Origin of the sequence: Pseudomonas sp. Irchel s3h9 (assembly GCF_900187475.1) — a bacterium.
Classification (GTDB): domain Bacteria; phylum Pseudomonadota; class Gammaproteobacteria; order Pseudomonadales; family Pseudomonadaceae; genus Aquipseudomonas; species Aquipseudomonas neuropathica.
Window position 1 is genome coordinate 153,332 of the sequence record NZ_FYDH01000014.1, and the last position, 17,170, is coordinate 170,501.

The 17,170-nt window shown below is 57.7% G+C and carries 13 protein-coding genes; 12 read left to right on the forward strand and 1 reads right to left on the reverse strand.

The window, feature by feature from the left end; genetic code table 11:
• Positions 1 to 54 precede the first annotated feature (54 nt).
• The 3 genes from CKW26_RS22465 to CKW26_RS22475 all read left to right on the forward strand — a co-directional run bounded on the left by CKW26_RS22465 (position 55) and on the right by CKW26_RS22475 (position 3,115).
• On the forward strand, positions 55 to 906 hold the full coding sequence (locus CKW26_RS22465) for a glycine betaine ABC transporter substrate-binding protein (protein ID WP_095050217.1): 852 nt from the start codon (positions 55 to 57) through the stop codon (positions 904 to 906).
• 242 nt (positions 907 to 1,148) lie between these two features.
• On the forward strand, positions 1,149 to 1,460 hold the full coding sequence (locus CKW26_RS22470) for a DUF485 domain-containing protein (protein ID WP_007919908.1): 312 nt from the start codon (positions 1,149 to 1,151) through the stop codon (positions 1,458 to 1,460).
• Positions 1,457 to 3,115 carry a cation acetate symporter gene (locus CKW26_RS22475; RefSeq protein WP_095050218.1) on the forward strand — a complete coding sequence of 553 codons (1,659 nt, stop codon included), beginning with the start codon at positions 1,457 to 1,459 and terminating at the stop codon, positions 3,113 to 3,115. Before CKW26_RS22470 ends, CKW26_RS22475 begins: the two co-directional genes overlap by 4 nt.
• Before the next feature lie 1,004 nt (positions 3,116 to 4,119).
• On the opposite strand, the gene gltA is transcribed toward CKW26_RS22475, so the two are convergent.
• On the reverse strand, positions 4,120 to 5,409 hold the full coding sequence (gene gltA / locus CKW26_RS22480; RefSeq protein ID WP_007919904.1) for a citrate synthase: 1,290 nt from the start codon (positions 5,407 to 5,409) through the stop codon (positions 4,120 to 4,122).
• Between the two features lie 363 nt (positions 5,410 to 5,772).
• On the opposite strand from gltA, the gene sdhC reads away from it, so the two are divergent.
• The 9 genes from sdhC (at position 5,773) to sucD (ending at position 17,112) form a co-directional block, all read left to right on the forward strand.
• Positions 5,773 to 6,147 (forward strand): succinate dehydrogenase, cytochrome b556 subunit, encoded by a 375-nt coding sequence (sdhC, locus tag CKW26_RS22485; RefSeq protein ID WP_016773673.1) that lies wholly within the window; start codon positions 5,773 to 5,775, stop codon positions 6,145 to 6,147.
• Positions 6,141 to 6,509, forward strand: a complete 369-nt coding sequence (sdhD, locus tag CKW26_RS22490; protein WP_003222999.1) for a succinate dehydrogenase, hydrophobic membrane anchor protein — start codon at positions 6,141 to 6,143, stop codon at positions 6,507 to 6,509. The genes sdhC and sdhD overlap by 7 nt, the downstream gene beginning before the upstream one ends.
• A gap of 3 nt (positions 6,510 to 6,512) precedes the next feature.
• The gene (sdhA, locus tag CKW26_RS22495) at positions 6,513 to 8,285 is read left to right on the forward strand and encodes a succinate dehydrogenase flavoprotein subunit (protein WP_093439913.1); all 1,773 of its coding nucleotides are present in this window, start codon (positions 6,513 to 6,515) and stop codon (positions 8,283 to 8,285) included.
• A gap of 11 nt (positions 8,286 to 8,296) precedes the next feature.
• Positions 8,297 to 9,001: a succinate dehydrogenase iron-sulfur subunit gene (locus CKW26_RS22500; protein WP_095050238.1), complete on the forward strand. Its 705-nt coding sequence runs from the start codon at positions 8,297 to 8,299 to the stop codon at positions 8,999 to 9,001.
• 251 nt (positions 9,002 to 9,252) lie between these two features.
• Positions 9,253 to 12,084 (forward strand): 2-oxoglutarate dehydrogenase E1 component, encoded by a 2,832-nt coding sequence (locus CKW26_RS22505; RefSeq protein WP_093439917.1) that lies wholly within the window; start codon positions 9,253 to 9,255, stop codon positions 12,082 to 12,084.
• Positions 12,085 to 12,126: 42 nt separating this feature from the next.
• On the forward strand, positions 12,127 to 13,347 hold the full coding sequence (gene odhB, locus CKW26_RS22510) for a 2-oxoglutarate dehydrogenase complex dihydrolipoyllysine-residue succinyltransferase (RefSeq protein WP_095050219.1): 1,221 nt from the start codon (positions 12,127 to 12,129) through the stop codon (positions 13,345 to 13,347).
• Positions 13,348 to 13,445: 98 nt separating this feature from the next.
• On the forward strand, positions 13,446 to 14,882 hold the full coding sequence (gene lpdA / locus CKW26_RS22515) for a dihydrolipoyl dehydrogenase (RefSeq protein ID WP_007919881.1): 1,437 nt from the start codon (positions 13,446 to 13,448) through the stop codon (positions 14,880 to 14,882).
• A 182-nt stretch (positions 14,883 to 15,064) separates the two neighbouring features.
• Positions 15,065 to 16,231, forward strand: coding sequence for an ADP-forming succinate--CoA ligase subunit beta (gene sucC, locus CKW26_RS22520; protein WP_007919879.1), 1,167 nt, complete (start codon positions 15,065 to 15,067; stop codon positions 16,229 to 16,231).
• The gene (sucD, locus tag CKW26_RS22525) at positions 16,231 to 17,112 is read left to right on the forward strand and encodes a succinate--CoA ligase subunit alpha (protein WP_008082972.1); all 882 of its coding nucleotides are present in this window, start codon (positions 16,231 to 16,233) and stop codon (positions 17,110 to 17,112) included. Before sucC ends, sucD begins: the two co-directional genes overlap by 1 nt.
• Positions 17,113 to 17,170 lie beyond the last annotated feature (58 nt).

The window sequence follows — 17,170 nt, forward strand, 5'->3', positions numbered from 1 at the left end:
AATACGTTGACGATGCCCGGCATCCGTCGGGCGCAGCATTTCGGGGAAGTAACGATGAAGATGCGACGACTTTTAGGCGCAGGTGCCGCTCTGGTGCTTGCGATGAGTTCCACTTTCGCCAGCGCAGAAAAACAGACCCTGAACATCGGTTACGTTGACGGTTGGTCCGACAGCGTCGCGACCACCCACGTGGCGGCCGAAGTCATCAAACAGAAACTCGGCTACGACGTGAAGCTGCAAGCCGTCGCCACCGGGATCATGTGGCAGGGCGTGGCCACCGGCAAACTCGACGCCATGCTTTCGGCCTGGCTGCCAGTGACCCACGGTGAATACTGGACAAAAAACAAGGATCAGGTCGTCGATTACGGTCCGAACTTCAAGGATGCGAAAATCGGCTTGATCGTGCCGGAGTATGTGAAAGCCAAGTCGATCGAAGACCTGAAAACCGACGACACCTTCAAGAATCGCATCGTCGGCATCGACGCCGGTTCGGGCGTGATGCTCAAGACTGATCAGGCGATCAAGGATTACGGCCTCGACAAGTATTCCCTCAAGGCCAGTTCCGGCGCCGGCATGATTGCCGAGCTGACCCGTGCCGAGAAGAAAAACGAATCCATCGCCGTCACGGGTTGGGTGCCGCACTGGATGTTCGCCAAGTGGAAACTGCGCTTCCTCGATGACCCGAAAGGCGTGTACGGCGCAGCTGAAACCGTAAACAGCATCGGCAGCAAAGAACTCGCGACCAAAGCACCGGAAGTGGCCAAGTTCCTGAAGAACTTCCAGTGGGCGTCGAAAGACGAAATCGGCGAAGTCATGCTGGCGATTCAGGACGGTGCCAAGCCTGATGCCGCGGCGAAAGACTGGGTCGCCAAACACCCGGATCGCGTGGCTGACTGGACCAAATAACCGCCACCCCGCCATACCCGTGTAGGAGTGAGCCTGCTCGCGATAGCGTCCCGTCAGCTGATGAAAATATCGACTGATAAAACGCCATCGCGAGCAGGCTCACTCCTACAGTTGTTTTGTGGCGTACCGGAAATTGGCAAAAGTGTCATGGCGTTCTACTACTAAGGTCGTCTGTTACCGCTCCCGCAGCCGCATACATTAGCTATGTTCCAACAATAATCTGTGCTGCGAGGATAAAAACAATGAACGACAGCATTTACCTCTCGATTCAAAACAGTCCCCGATTCAAGGAGCTGGTGCGAAAAAGGGAAAAGTTCGCCTGGATACTCTCGGCGATCATGCTCGGGCTTTACTCTGGCTTCATTCTTCTGATCGCTTACGGGCCGCATATTCTGGGCGCGAAACTCAGTCCGGAATCCTCGATTACCTGGGGAATTCCAATCGGTGTCGGACTCATTCTTTCTGCATTCATCCTCACCGCTATCTACGTGCGCCGCGCCAATGGCGAGTTCGACGACCTGAACAATGCGATTCTCAAGGAGGCTCAGCAATGATCCGGCGTCTACTGGCTTTATTGAGTGTTGCGGCTTTCGCGCCGGGTGTCTGGGCGGCTGACGCGTTGACGGGGGAGGTGGCCAAACAGCCGCTGAACATTCCCGCGATCCTGATGTTCGTGGCGTTCGTCGGTGCGACGCTCTACATCACCTACTGGGCCTCGAAGAAAAACAACTCGGCGGCCGACTACTATGCAGCGGGCGGCAAGATCACCGGTTTCCAGAATGGTCTGGCGATCGCCGGTGACTACATGTCCGCGGCGTCCTTTCTGGGCATTTCCGCGCTGGTGTTTACCTCCGGCTACGATGGCCTGATCTACTCGATCGGCTTCCTGGTGGGCTGGCCGATCATTCTGTTCCTGATCGCCGAGCGCCTGCGTAACCTGGGTAAATACACCTTTGCCGACGTGGCGTCCTACCGCCTCGGGCAAACCCAGATCCGCACCCTGTCGGCCTGCGGTTCGCTGGTGGTGGTGGCGTTCTACCTGATCGCGCAAATGGTCGGTGCCGGCAAATTGATCCAGCTGTTGTTCGGCCTGGACTACCACGTTGCGGTGATTCTGGTCGGTGTGCTGATGTGCATGTACGTGCTGTTCGGCGGCATGCTGGCGACCACTTGGGTGCAGATCATCAAGGCTGTGCTGTTGCTGTCCGGTGCCTCGTTCATGGCGCTGATGGTAATGAAGCACGTAGGCTTCGACTTCAACACGCTGTTCTCCGAAGCGATCAAGGTTCACGCCAAAGGTGAAGCGATCATGAGCCCGGGCGGTCTGGTCAAAGATCCGATTTCGGCCTTCTCGCTGGGTCTGGCGCTGATGTTCGGTACGGCTGGCCTGCCACACATTCTGATGCGCTTCTTCACCGTGAGTGACGCAAAAGAAGCCCGCAAGAGTGTGCTCTACGCCACTGGCTTCATTGGCTACTTCTACATCCTGACCTTTATCATCGGCTTCGGCGCGATCCTGCTGGTCAGCACTAACCCGGCCTTCAAAGATGCGGCTGGCGCGCTGTTGGGCGGCAACAACATGGCGGCGGTGCACTTGGCCAACGCGGTCGGTGGCAGTATCTTCCTCGGCTTTATCTCGGCGGTGGCGTTCGCGACCATTCTGGCGGTTGTGGCCGGTCTGACTCTGGCCGGTGCTTCGGCTGTGTCTCACGACCTGTATGCCAGTGTGATCAAGAAGGGCAAGGCGAACGAGAAGGACGAGATTCGTGTCTCGAAGATCACCACCATTGCCTTGGCAGTGTTGGCGATTGGCTTGGGCATTCTGTTCGAAAGCCAGAACATTGCGTTCATGGTGGGCTTGGCGTTCTCCATCGCGGCGAGCTGTAACTTCCCGGTGCTGCTGCTTTCGATGTACTGGAAGAAGCTGACCACTCGTGGTGCGATGATTGGCGGCTGGTTGGGGCTGGTGAGTGCGGTGGGTCTGATGATCCTCGGCCCGACCATCTGGGTGCAGATTCTGCATCATGAGAAGGCGATCTTCCCTTACGAGTATCCGGCGCTGTTTTCGATGATCATTGCTTTTGTCGGGATCTGGTTCTTCTCGATTACTGACAAGTCGGCGGCTGCGGATAACGAGCGGGCGCTGTTCTTCCCGCAGTTTGTGCGTTCGCAGACTGGGTTGGGGGCGAGTGGGGCGGTTTCGCATTGATGGTTTGATGGTTTTGTAAATGTTGTGCTGAATGCCCCGGTTGAGAGATCGGGGCATTTTTATTGGACGGTTATCGGCTAGAGCTGTGTACATATCCGTTGCTGCGGTAACGGCGGCTTAGGGTTCCGCCCTTACGGCGGGTCACTTTTTCCAGACGCCGAAAAAGTAACCAAAAAGGCTTGCTCCTACGTGCGGCCCGCTCGCTGGGGCTCGGGGTTCCTTCGCTCCGGGATCGATCCGGGCGCAGCGCCTACGGTTTGCTTCGCTGCACCTCCTCTCGCTGTGTTTGGCTTCGCCAAACGGTCGCTGCGCTCCCACCCCCGGATCAATCCCTCCACTCAGCCTTCCGACGTCGCCTTACAGATCAAGAGCTGCAGCCGAGCTAACGCTCATCCTGTTGAGTGGTGAAGAGCATGCGGTCGGCTTTTGTTCGGTGTTGGATTTGCCCCTCATCGGAACGCCGCCCGCCCAGCCCTCTCCCGAGGGAGAGGGGGCCGATTTGTTTGCTTTTTAGAGCCTGAGTTCACCGCGGTATCGCACGTCGGCGTAACTCTCCCAAACTCCACCGTCAGTCCCCTCTCCCTCCGGGAGAGGGCTAGGGTGAGGGGCTCTTGATCTGGCTTCGGCTTTTGATCTTTTGCCCCATCGGCAGGCCGAGCGGAGGTGTTCATCCGGGGTAGGCGCGCAGCGCCGTGCGGCGTAGCCGCATACATCGAGAGGAGGTGCAGCGAAGCAAACCGTAGGCGATGCCCCCGGATGGACACCGTAGCGAGGGAACACTGAGCCTCAGCGAAGTGCCGTACGCCGGGGCAAAGCCTTTTGGGTTACCTTTTCGGCGTTTGGAAAAGGTGACTCGCTGTAAGAGCGAAACCGCCAGCGGCACCACCCGCAGCAACGGATATGCCCCCAATCCCAAAACCCCAAATCCCAGACAAACAAAAACGGCCCCTATATAAATAGAGGCCGTTCCCGGTACAACTTAAGACGTTATCGCAAGACAGGTCTTATTTGCGGTCTTCCAGCTTGGAAATATCACGCGACTCGTAGCCGGTGTACAACTGGCGCGGACGGCCAATCTTGTAAGGGCTGGAGAGCATTTCTTTCCAGTGGGAGATCCAGCCAACAGTACGTGCCAGCGCGAAAATCACGGTGAACATGCTGGTTGGAATGCCGATCGCCTTGAGGATAATCCCCGAGTAGAAGTCGACGTTCGGGTACAGCGAGCGTTCGATGAAGTACGGGTCGGTCAGCGCGATCTCTTCCAGGCGCATGGCCAGTTCGAGTTGCGGATCGTTGTTGATGCCCAGTTCCTTCAGTACTTCGTCGCAGGTCTGCTTCATCACAGTCGCGCGAGGGTCGCGGTTCTTGTAAACGCGGTGACCGAAGCCCATCAGTTTGAACGGATCGTTCTTGTCCTTGGCCTTGGCGATGAACTTGTCGATGTTCGAAACATCGCCAATCTCGTCAAGCATGGTCAATACGGCTTCGTTCGCACCGCCGTGGGCAGGGCCCCACAGTGCGGCGATACCGGCGGCGATACAGGCGAACGGGTTGGCACCCGAGGAGCCGGCCAGACGCACGGTGGAAGTCGAGGCGTTCTGCTCGTGGTCGGCGTGGAGGATGAAGATCCGGTCCATGGCCTTGGCGAGCACCGGGCTGATCGGTTTGATCTCGCACGGGGTGTTGAACATCATGTGCAGGAAGTTTTCCGCGTACGTCAGGTCGTTGCGCGGGTACATCATGGGTTGGCCCATGGAGTACTTGTAAACCATCGCTGCCAGGGTCGGCATCTTGGCAACCAGACGGATCGCGGAGATTTCGCGATGCTGCGGGTTATTGATGTCCAGGGAGTCGTGGTAGAAGGCCGAGAGGGCGCCGACTACACCGCACATGACGGCCATCGGGTGGGCGTCGCGACGGAAACCGTTGAAGAAGGTTTTCAACTGCTCGTGAACCATCGTGTGGTTTTTCACGGTGCTGACGAACTGGGCCTTCTGTTCTGCAGTCGGCAGTTCGCCGTTGAGCAGCAGGTAGCAGGTTTCCAGGTAGTCCGACTTTTCAGCCAGTTGTTCGATCGGGTAGCCGCGGTGCAACAGAATGCCGTTGTCGCCGTCGATATAGGTGATCTTCGACTCGCACGAGGCGGTCGACATGAAGCCTGGGTCGAAAGTGAAGCGGCCCGTGGCCGTCAGGCCCCGAACATCGATTACATCGGGACCAACGGTGCCGGTTAAAATGGGCAGCTCGACGGGGGCTGCGCCCTCGATGATCAACTGCGCTTTTTTGTCAGCCATGTGGCCTCCTATTTATGCTTGAACCATCAGACAGACCCCCCACGCAGGGCCCGCACCACTATAGTGAGATAAATTCGAATGTCAATTTGCCTAAAGTCTTGCTCCAGAAGGCTTTAAGCGCACTTTTTCCTCGAAATTGACTGCCATTTACGCCTTTTATACGACTTGTGCAATCAGCTATTTGGGGTAGGTGATTGCGTTGTCATTAGTAGCCTAACTGTCTATACTCGGCCACCGACCGCCAAGGGCTTTTGGGCTTGCTTTCATTGGGGGTCGCATCCCTGGGTGGTGGTTACCTGACCAGTGCACTCCCCAACAACTTTGCCCTGATTGTTAGGGGCTCTTCAGTGTGAAAAAAAAGCCGTGAAAAGCCAACGACCTGTAAACCTAGACCTAAGGACCATCAAACTCCCAGTCACTGCTTACACGTCCATTCTTCACCGTATCTCCGGTGTCATCCTCTTCGTGTGCCTTGCCATCATGCTTTATGCATTGGACAAGTCGCTCAGCTCCGAGGAAGGCTTCGGTCAGGTGAAAGCGTGTCTGACCAGTCCGCTAGCCAAGCTAGTGATTTGGGGCATCCTGTCCGCTCTGCTGTATCACCTGGTAGCCGGTGTGCGCCATTTGATCATGGACATGGGCATCGGTGAGACGCTGGAAGGCGGCAAACTGGGCTCGAAAATCGTTATCGCCGTTTCCGTGGTGGTAATCGTTCTGGCAGGAGTTTGGATATGGTAACTAACGTCACGAACCTGTCGCGTTCGGGCCTCTATGACTGGATGGCGCAACGTGTGTCTGCGGTCGTTCTCGCGGCTTACTTCATCTTTCTGATCGGATACGTCGTGGCCCACCCTGGCCTCGAGTATGCCCAGTGGCATGAACTGTTCGCCCACAACGGGATGCGTATTTTCAGCCTCCTGGCCCTTGTTGCTCTGGGCGCTCACGCCTGGGTCGGCATGTGGACCATCGCGACTGACTACCTGACGCCGATGGCGTTCGGCAAGTCCGCAACGGCGATACGTTTCCTTTTCCAGGCAGTATGCGGCGTTGCGATGTTCGCTTACTTCGTCTGGGGTGTGCAGATTCTCTGGGGTATCTGAGTCATGGCTAACATTCCAACGATTTCTTTCGACGCCATCATTATTGGTGGTGGCGGTGCCGGCATGCGCGCTGCGCTGCAACTGGCGCAGGGTGGTCACAAGACTGCCGTGATCACCAAGGTTTTCCCGACCCGTTCGCACACTGTATCCGCTCAAGGCGGCATCACGTGCGCGATCGCGTCTGCTGACCCGAACGATGACTGGCGCTGGCACATGTACGATACCGTCAAGGGCTCCGACTACATCGGTGACCAGGACGCTATCGAATACATGTGTCAGGAAGGCCCGGCCGCGGTTTTCGAGCTGGACCACATGGGTCTGCCGTTCTCGCGTACCGAACAAGGCCGTATCTACCAGCGTCCGTTCGGTGGTCAGTCCAAGGACTACGGTAAAGGCGGCCAGGCTGCGCGTACTTGCGCGGCTTCCGACCGTACCGGTCACGCCCTGCTGCACACCCTTTATCAGGGCAACCTGAAAGCCGGTACCACGTTCCTGAACGAGTACTACGCTGTCGACCTGGTGAAGAACCAGGAAGGCGATTTCGTCGGTGTGATCGCGATCTGCATCGAAACTGGCGAAACTTCCTACATCCGCGCCAAAGCCACCGTATTGGCTACCGGCGGTGCAGGTCGTATCTACGCTTCCACCACCAACGCCCTGATCAACACCGGTGACGGCGTCGGCATGGCTCTGCGTGCTGGCGTACCGGTACAAGACATCGAAATGTGGCAGTTCCACCCGACCGGCATCGCCGGTGCCGGTGTACTGGTTACAGAAGGTTGCCGTGGTGAAGGTGGTTACCTGATCAACAAGCACGGCGAGCGTTTCATGGAGCGTTATGCTCCGAACGCCAAAGACCTTGCCGGTCGTGACGTGGTTGCTCGCTCGATGGTTAAAGAAATCATCGCCGGCAACGGTTGCGGTCCGAATGGCGACCACGTGATGCTCAAACTCGACCACCTGGGCGAGGAAGTGCTGCACAGCCGTCTGCCAGGCATCTGCGAACTGTCGAAGACTTTCGCCCACGTTGACCCGGTTGTTGCGCCGGTTCCGGTTGTTCCGACTTGCCACTATATGATGGGCGGCGTTGCCACCAACATCCATGGCCAGGCGATCACCCAGAACGCCGATGGCGTGGATCAGATCATTCCTGGTCTGTTCGCGGTAGGTGAAGTGGCTTGTGTATCGGTTCACGGTGCCAACCGTCTGGGCGGCAACTCGCTGCTCGACCTGGTGGTATTCGGCCGCGCTGCCGGCCTGCACCTGGAAAAAGCCCTGACCGACGGCATCGAATACGACGACGCTACCGAAGCCGACATCGAAGCTGCCCTGTCGCGCCTGAACGCACTGAACAACCGTACTGACGGCGAAGACGTCGCTACCCTGCGTCGCGAGCTGCAGAGCTGCATGCAGAACTACTTCGGTGTATTCCGTACTGGCGAATACATGCAGAAGGGTATCGCTCAGCTGGCCGATCTGCGCAAGCGTATCGCCAACGTGAAGATCAACGATAAGTCGCAGGCGTTCAACACTGCACGTATCGAAGCGCTGGAACTGCAAAACCTGCTGGAAGTGGCTGAAGCTACCGCCATCGCGGCCGAAGTACGTAAAGAGTCCCGCGGTGCTCACGCCCGTGAAGACTTTGAAGATCGTGATGACGAAAACTGGCTGTGCCACACCCTGTACTTCCCGGGTGACAAGCGCGTCACCAAGCGTGCCGTGAACTTCTCGCCGAAGACTGTTCCGACTTTCGAACCTAAAGTCCGGACTTATTAAGGGTGACCGCCATGTTGAATGTCAGTGTTTATCGCTACAACCCTGATCAGGACGCTGCGCCGTTCATGCAGGAATTCCAGGTCGATACCGGTGGTAAAGACCTGATGGTGCTGGACGTGCTGGCCCTGATCAAAGAGCAGGACGAGGGTTTCTCCTATCGTCGCTCTTGCCGTGAAGGCGTCTGCGGCTCCGACGGCATGAACATCAACGGTAAAAACGGTCTGGCGTGCATCACGCCGCTGTCCGCCGTTGTAAAAGGTAACAAGCTGATCGTTCGTCCGCTGCCAGGTTTGCCGGTTATCCGTGACCTGGTCGTCGATATGAGCATCTTCTACAAGCAATACGAGAAGGTGAAGCCTTACCTGCAGAACGACACGCCGGCTCCGGCCATCGAGCGTCTGCAGTCGCCAGAAGAGCGTGAAAAACTCGACGGTCTGTACGAGTGCATCCTGTGCGCTTGCTGCTCGACCTCTTGCCCGTCCTTCTGGTGGAACCCGGACAAGTTCCTGGGTCCAGCTGCACTGCTGCAAGCGTACCGCTTCCTGGCAGACAGCCGTGACACCAAGACCAACGAGCGTCTGGCTTCGCTCGATGACCCGTTCAGCGTTTTCCGCTGCCGGGGCATCATGAACTGCGTCAACGTATGTCCGAAAGGCCTGAACCCGACTAAGGCCATCGGTCACATCCGTAACATGCTGCTTTCGAGCGGCGTGTGATTCAGCTGCTGTAACCGCTGTACCGTAGAGGCTGTGGCGCGGGCTTCAACCCGCGTCATGGCTATAACCAGAGCAGTAGCCACAAGCTGCCGCTCTTATTTTGAAGAAATGAGACAAGCAGGGGCATCCGGGCTGGTACCCGGACTATCAGTGTGATCCTAAGTGGCTTGTTTTAGTCGCTGCATTCGGACTTCTGCAAGTTTGCTCGGTGTCGACATCGATGGTGTTCCCCTAACCGAGGGTGACCAAGCATGCAAGAAAGCGTGATGCAGCGCATGTGGAACAGCGCCTACCTTTCAGGTGGAAACGCTGCCTATGTGGAAGAGCTTTATGAGCTCTACCTGCACGACCCTAACGCTGTGCCAGAAGAGTGGCGCACCTACTTTCAGAAGTTGCCTGCCGACGGCAACTCTGCCACTGATGTTTCGCACTCCACGATTCGCGATCATTTCGTGCTGCTGGCAAAGAACCAGCGCCGCGCCCAACCGGTTTCCGCCGGCAGCGTGAGCAGTGAGCACGAGAAGAAGCAAGTTGAAGTGTTGCGATTGATCCAGGCCTACCGTATGCGTGGCCACCAGGCAGCCCAGCTTGACCCGCTGGGGCTGTGGCAGCGTCCTGCACCTGCAGACCTGTCGATCAATCATTACGGCTTGACCAATGCCGATCTTGATACGACCTTCCGTGCCGGCGACCTGTTCATCGGCAAAGAGGAAGCGAGCCTACGCGAAATTCACGAAGCGTTGCAGCAGACATATTGCCGCACCATCGGCGCTGAATTTACGCACATCACCGATTCCGAGCAGCGCCAGTGGTTCCAGCAGCGTCTGGAAAGCGTGCGTGGTCGTCCGACGTACTCCGCCGACATCAAGAGCCACCTGCTTGAGCGCGTAACCGCCGGTGAAGGCCTGGAAAAATACCTGGGCACCAAATACCCGGGCACCAAGCGTTTCGGTCTGGAAGGCGGCGAAAGCCTGATTCCGATGCTCGACGAACTGATCCAGCGTTCCGGTTCCTACGGCACCAAGGAAGTCGTCATCGGCATGGCCCACCGTGGCCGTCTGAACGTGCTGGTCAACACCTTCGGCAAGAACCCGCGCGAGCTGTTCGACGAGTTCGAAGGCAAGAAGAAGGTCGAGCTGGGTTCCGGTGACGTTAAGTATCACCAGGGCTTCTCGTCCAACGTGATGACCGCCGGCGGTGAAGTTCACCTGGCCATGGCGTTCAACCCGTCCCACCTGGAAATCGTTTCCCCGGTGGTCGAAGGTTCGGTGCGCGCCCGTCAGGATCGTCGTAATGACGCCACTGGCGAGAAGGTTCTGCCGATCTCCATCCACGGTGACGCTGCATTCGCAGGTCAGGGCGTGGTTATGGAAACCTTCCAGATGTCGCAGACCCGCGGTTTCAAGACCGGCGGTACCGTGCACATCGTGATCAACAACCAGGTCGGTTTCACCATCAGCAACCCGCTGGACTCGCGTTCCACCGAGTACGCCACCGACGTTGCGAAGATGATCCAGGCGCCGATCCTCCATGTGAATGGGGATGATCCGGAAGCCGTGCTGTTCGTGACCCAGTTGGCCATCGACTACCGCATGCAGTTCAAGCGTGACGTGGTGATCGACCTGGTCTGCTACCGTCGTCGCGGCCACAACGAGGCCGACGAGCCAAGCGGTACCCAGCCTCTGATGTATCAGCAGATCACCAAACAGCGCACCACCCGTGAGCTGTACGCTGATCGTCTGACCCAGGGCGGTGTGCTGGACGCAGAGCGTGTTCAGGCGAAAGTCGATGAATACCGCAACGCGCTGGACAACGGTCTGCACGTAGTGAAATCGCTGGTCAAAGAGCCGAACAAAGAGCTGTTCGTGGACTGGCGTCCGTATCTGGGCCATGCCTGGACTGCGCGTCACGACACTCGCTTTGATCTGAAGACCCTGCAAGAACTGTCCGCCAAGCTGCTGGAAATTCCGGAAGGCTTCGTGGTTCAGCGTCAGGTCTCGAAGATCTACGAAGACCGTCAGAAGATGCAAGCCGGCGGCCTGCCGATCAACTGGGGTTACGCCGAAACCATGGCGTACGCGACCCTGGCGTTCGAAGGTCACCCGATCCGCATGACCGGTCAGGACATCGGCCGCGGTACGTTCTCGCACCGTCACGCTGTGCTGCACAACCAGAAAGACGCGGGCACCTACATTCCGCTGCAGCACCTGTACGACGGTCAGCCACGCTTTGACCTGTACGACTCGTTCCTGTCGGAAGAAGCGGTACTGGCGTTCGAATACGGTTACTCGACCACCACGCCGGATGCGCTGGTGATCTGGGAAGCCCAGTTCGGCGACTTCGCCAACGGTGCACAGGTTGTAATCGACCAGTTCATCACCAGCGGCGAGCACAAGTGGGGCCGTCTCTGCGGTCTGACCATGTTGCTGCCACACGGTTACGAAGGTCAGGGCCCTGAGCACAGCTCGGCACGTCTTGAGCGTTACCTGCAATTGTGCGCCGAGCACAACATTCAGGTTGCCGTACCGACTACGCCAGCACAGATCTACCACTTGCTGCGTCGTCAGGTGATTCGTCCGCTGCGCAAGCCGTTGATCGTGCTGACGCCGAAGTCGCTGCTGCGCCACAAGCTGGCCATCTCGACCCTGGAAGATCTGGCCGAAGGTTCGTTCCAGACCGTGATCCCGGAAATCGATGCTCTGGACCCGAAAAAGGTCGAGCGCGTTGTTCTGTGTAGCGGCAAGGTCTACTACGACCTGCTGGAAAAACGCCGTGCCGAAGGCCGTGAAGATATCGCCATCGTGCGTATCGAGCAGCTGTATCCATTCCCTGAGGACGACTTGAAAGAAGTCCTGGCTCCATACACCAACGTCAAAAATGCCGTTTGGTGTCAGGAAGAGCCGATGAACCAGGGCGCCTGGTACTGCAGCCAGCACCACTTGCGTCGCAGCATCGGTAACCTCGACAAGTCTCTCGTACTTGAGTACGCGGGCCGTGAGGCTTCTGCTGCCCCAGCTTGTGGTTACGCATCGATGCACGCCGAGCAGCAGGAAAAACTCCTGCAAGACGCGTTTACCATTTAACGCCTTCGCGCACCTGAAACCGAATTTAAGGAACCACAGATAATGGCTATCGAGATCAAAGCCCCCACTTTCCCGGAATCGGTTGCCGATGGCACCGTTGCCACCTGGCACAAACAACCGGGCGACGCCGTCAAGCGCGACGAACTGATCGTCGACATCGAAACCGACAAAGTCGTACTGGAAGTTCTGGCTACCGCTGATGGCGTGCTGGGCGCAATCGTCAAGGGCGAGGGCGAGACCGTCCTGTCCGACGAAGTGCTGGGCTCCATCGTTGAAGGTGGCGCTGCTGCCGCTGCCCCAGCCGCCGCTGCTGCTCCGGCCGCTGCCGCTGCTCCAGCTGCTGCCGAAGGCGAAGACGATCCTGTTGCTGCTCCTGCTGCGCGCAAGCTGGCTGAAGAAAACGGCATCAACATCGCTTCCGTTGCCGGCACCGGCAAGGGCGGTCGTGTGACCAAGGAAGACGTGGTTGCTGCTGTTGCTGCCAAGAAAGCCGCTCCGGCTACCGCGCCTGCCAAGGCTGCTGCTCCTTCGGCTGCTGCTCCTGTGTTCGCCGCTGGCGACCGCATCGAGAAGCGCGTACCGATGACCCGTGTTCGTGCCACCGTGGCCAAGCGTCTGGTTGAAGCACAGTCGAACATGGCGATGCTGACCACTTTCAACGAAGTCGACATGACTGAAGTCATGGCCCTGCGTTCGAAGTACAAGGACCTGTTCGAGAAGTCCCACAACGGCGTACGCCTGGGCTTCATGTCGTTCTTCGTGAAAGCGGCCACCGAAGCGCTGAAACGCTTCCCGGCTGTCAACGCGTCGATCGACGGCGGCGACATCGTTTACCACGGCTACGCTGACATCGGTGTTGCTGTTTCCAGCGATCGCGGTCTGGTGGTTCCGGTTCTGCGTAACGCCGAACTGATGAGCCTGGCTGAAATCGAAGGCGGCATCGCCACCTTCGGCAAGAAAGCCCGTGACGGCAAACTGTCGATGGACGAGATGACCGGTGGTACCTTCACCATCACCAACGGTGGTACCTTCGGTTCGATGATGTCGACCCCGATCGTCAACCCGCCGCAGGCAGCGATTCTGGGCATGCACAACATCATCCAGCGTCCTATGGCCATCAATGGTCAGGTCGTTATCCGTCCGATGATGTACCTGGCACTGTCCTACGATCACCGTCTGATCGATGGCAAAGAAGCTGTGACCTTCCTGGTGACCATCAAGAACCTGCTGGAAGATCCGGCTCGTCTGTTGCTGGATATTTGATAGAAGCAGCTGCAAGTCTCAAGCTGCAAGCTGCGAGTAACCGCAGTTTGGCTTGAGGCTTGCGGCTTCACGCTTGCTGCAAAAAAGAGGATTTTTGAATGTCGCAGAAATTTGACGTAGTAGTGATCGGTGCTGGCCCTGGTGGCTACGTGGCTGCCATCAAGGCGGCGCAGCTGGGTCTGACCACTGCCTGCATCGAGAAGTACACCGACGCTGAAGGCAAGCAAGCCCTGGGCGGCACCTGCCTGAACGTGGGCTGCATTCCTTCCAAGGCGCTGCTCGACAGTTCCTGGAAATACAAGGAAGCGAAAGAAAGCTTCAACGTTCACGGTATCTCGACTGGCGAAGTCAAAATGGACGTCGCTGCGATGGTTGGCCGCAAGGCTGGCATCGTCAAGAACCTGACCGGCGGCGTTGCCACCCTGTTCAAGGCCAACGGCGTTACTTCGATCCAGGGCCACGGCAAACTGCTGGCTGGCAAGAAAGTCGAAGTCACCAAGCCAGACGGCTCGGTTGAAGTCATCGAAGCTGAAAACGTCATTCTGGCTCCAGGCTCGCGTCCGATCGACATTCCACCGGCTCCGGTTGATCAGAAAGTCATCGTTGATTCGACTGGCGCTCTGGAATTCCAGTCCGTACCTAAGCGTCTGGGCGTGATCGGCGCTGGCGTGATCGGTCTGGAATTGGGTTCGGTCTGGTCGCGTCTGGGCTCCGAAGTCGTTGTTCTGGAAGCACTGGACACCTTCCTGATGGCAGCGGACACCGCTGTTTCCAAGGAAGCGCTGAAAACCCTGACCAAACAAGGTCTGGACATCAAACTGGGCGCTCGCGTAACCGGCTCGAAAGTGAACGGCGACGAAGTCGTTGTGAACTACACCGATGCCAACGGCGAACAGACCATCACTTTCGACAAGCTGATCGTAGCCGTTGGTCGCCGTCCGGTGACCACTGATCTGCTGGCTGCCGACAGTGGCGTGACCCTCGACGAGCGCGGTTTCGTGCACGTTGACGATCACTGCGCGACCACCGTACCGGGCGTTTTCGCCATCGGTGACGTGGTTCGCGGCATGATGCTGGCTCACAAAGCTTCGGAAGAAGGCATCATGGTTGTCGAGCGCATCAAGGGCCACAAAGCCCAGATGAACTATGACCTGATCCCTTCGGTTATTTATACTCACCCGGAAATCGCGTGGGTTGGCAAAACCGAGCAGGCCTTGAAAGCTGAAGGCGTTGAAGTTAACGTCGGCACCTTCCCGTTCGCCGCTTCCGGCCGTGCCATGGCCGCCAACGATACCGGTGGTTTCGTCAAGGTCATCGCTGATGCCAAGACTGACCGCGTATTGGGCGTGCACGTGATTGGCCCGAGCGCTGCAGAACTGGTTCAGCAGGGCGCGATCGGTATGGAATTCGGCACCAGCGCTGAAGACCTGGGCATGATGGTTTTCTCCCATCCGACCCTGTCTGAAGCCTTGCACGAAGCTGCTCTGGCTGTGAATGGCGGTGCCATCCACATTGCCAACCGCAAGAAGCGTTAAGACACAATAAGAAACCACGGCGGTAACGGCCCGTCGTGAGCCTTGCGAGCAAGTCTCACCGCGGAATGTCCGCTGGACGCAGTCTTGCGTAGCTCAGCTACGCAAGCAGCAGTCACAGGTGGCGCGGCACTCAAACGAGCGCAGCGCCGAATGCGCAGTACCTAACGAAGACGGTAAAAAGCATGAATCTTCACGAGTATCAGGGTAAGCAGCTGTTCGCTGAATACGGCCTGCCAGTTTCCACTGGTTACGCAGTAGACACCCCGGAAGCAGCAGCAGAAGCTTGCGACAAAATCGGCGGCAGCGAGTGGGTTGTCAAAGCCCAGGTCCACGCCGGTGGTCGCGGTAAAGCGGGCGGCGTTAAGCTGGTTCGCAGCAAAGAAGACGCCAAAGCCTTCGCACAGCAGTGGCTGGGCAAGCGTCTGGTGACTTACCAGACTGATGCCAATGGCCAGCCAGTCACCAAGATCCTGGTTGAATCGTGCACTGATATCGCTAAAGAGCTGTACCTGGGCGCTGTCGTTGACCGTTCGAGCCGTCGCATCGTGTTCATGGCTTCCACCGAAGGTGGCGTGGACATCGAGAAAATCGCTCACGACACTCCAGAAAAAATTCTCAAGGCCACTATCGATCCACTGGTTGGCGCTCAGCCATTCCAGGGTCGCGAGCTGGCATTCCAGCTGGGTCTGGAAGGCAAGCAGGTTGCTCAGTTCGCCAAGATCTTCGTAGGTCTGGCCAAACTGTTCAAGGATCACGACCTGGCTCTGCTGGAAGTGAACCCGCTGGTGATCAAGGCTGACGGCGATCTGCACTGCCTGGACGCCAAGATCAACATCGACGCCAACGCCATGTACCGTCAGCCTAAGCTGAAGACTTTCCACGATCCGTCGCAAGACGATCCGCGCGAAGCGCACGCTGCCAAGTTCGAACTGAACTACGTAGCACTGGAAGGCAACATCGGTTGCATGGTCAACGGTGCTGGCCTGGCCATGGGTACCATGGACATCGTCAACCTGCATGGCGGCAAGCCAGCCAACTTCCTCGACGTAGGTGGTGGCGCTACCAAAGAACGCGTAACTGAAGCGTTCAAGATCATCCTGTCCGACACCAACGTCGCTGCAGTACTGGTCAACATCTTCGGCGGCATCGTTCGCTGCGACATGATTGCCGAAGGCATCATCGGCGCTGTGAAAGAAGTCGGCGTGAAAATCCCGGTTGTTGTTCGCCTTGAAGGCAACAACGCTGAGCTGGGCGCTAAAGTACTGGCAGAAAGCGGTTTGAACATCATCGCTGCTACCAGCCTGACCGACGCTGCTCAACAAGTTGTCAAAGCTGCGGAGGGCAAATAATGAGCGTCCTGATCAATAAAGACACCAAAGTTATCTGCCAGGGTATTACCGGTTCGCAAGGTAGTTTCCACACCCAGCAAGCCATCGAATACGGCACCAAGATGGTAGGTGGCGTTACTCCTGGTAAAGGCGGCACCGAGCACCTGGGTCTGCCAGTGTTCAACACCGTTAAAGACGCAGTAGAAGCCACTGGCGCTACCGCCAGCGTGATCTACGTTCCGGCTCCTTTCTGCAAAGACTCGATCCTGGAAGCGGCATTCGGCGGCATCAAGCTGATCGTCTGCATCACCGAAGGCATTCCTACCCTGGACATGCTGGACGCTAAAGTTAAGTGCGACGAGCTGGGCGTAGTCCTGATCGGCCCTAACTGCCCAGGCGTTATCACTCCGGGCGAGTGCAAGATCGGCATCATGCCAGGTCACATTCACTTGCCAGGCAAAGTCGGTATCGTTTCGCGTTCCGGCACCCTGACCTACGAAGCTGTTAAGCAGACTACTGACGCCGGTTTCGGTCAGTCGACTTGCGTCGGCATCGGTGGTGACCCGATCCCGGGTTCGAACTTCATCGACATCCTGAAGCTGTTCCAGGAAGACCCGAAGACCGAAGCGATCGTGATGATCGGTGAGATCGGCGGTTCGGCTGAAGAAGAAGCGGCTGCCTACATCAAGGCACACGTGACCAAGCCGGTTGTTTCCTACATCGCTGGTGTGACTGCTCCTCCGGGCAAGCGCATGGGCCATGCTGGCGCAATCATCTCTGGCGGCAAAGGCACTGCAGACGAGAAATTCGCTGCTCTGCAAGACGCAGGCGTGAAAACCGTGCGTTCGCTGGCAGACATCGGCAAGGCCCTGGCCGAGCTGACTGGTTGGGCTGTCAAGTAAGCCTCGCGCTTAACTGACGCTTTACCAAACAAAGGCCACCTTCGGGTGGCCTTTGTCG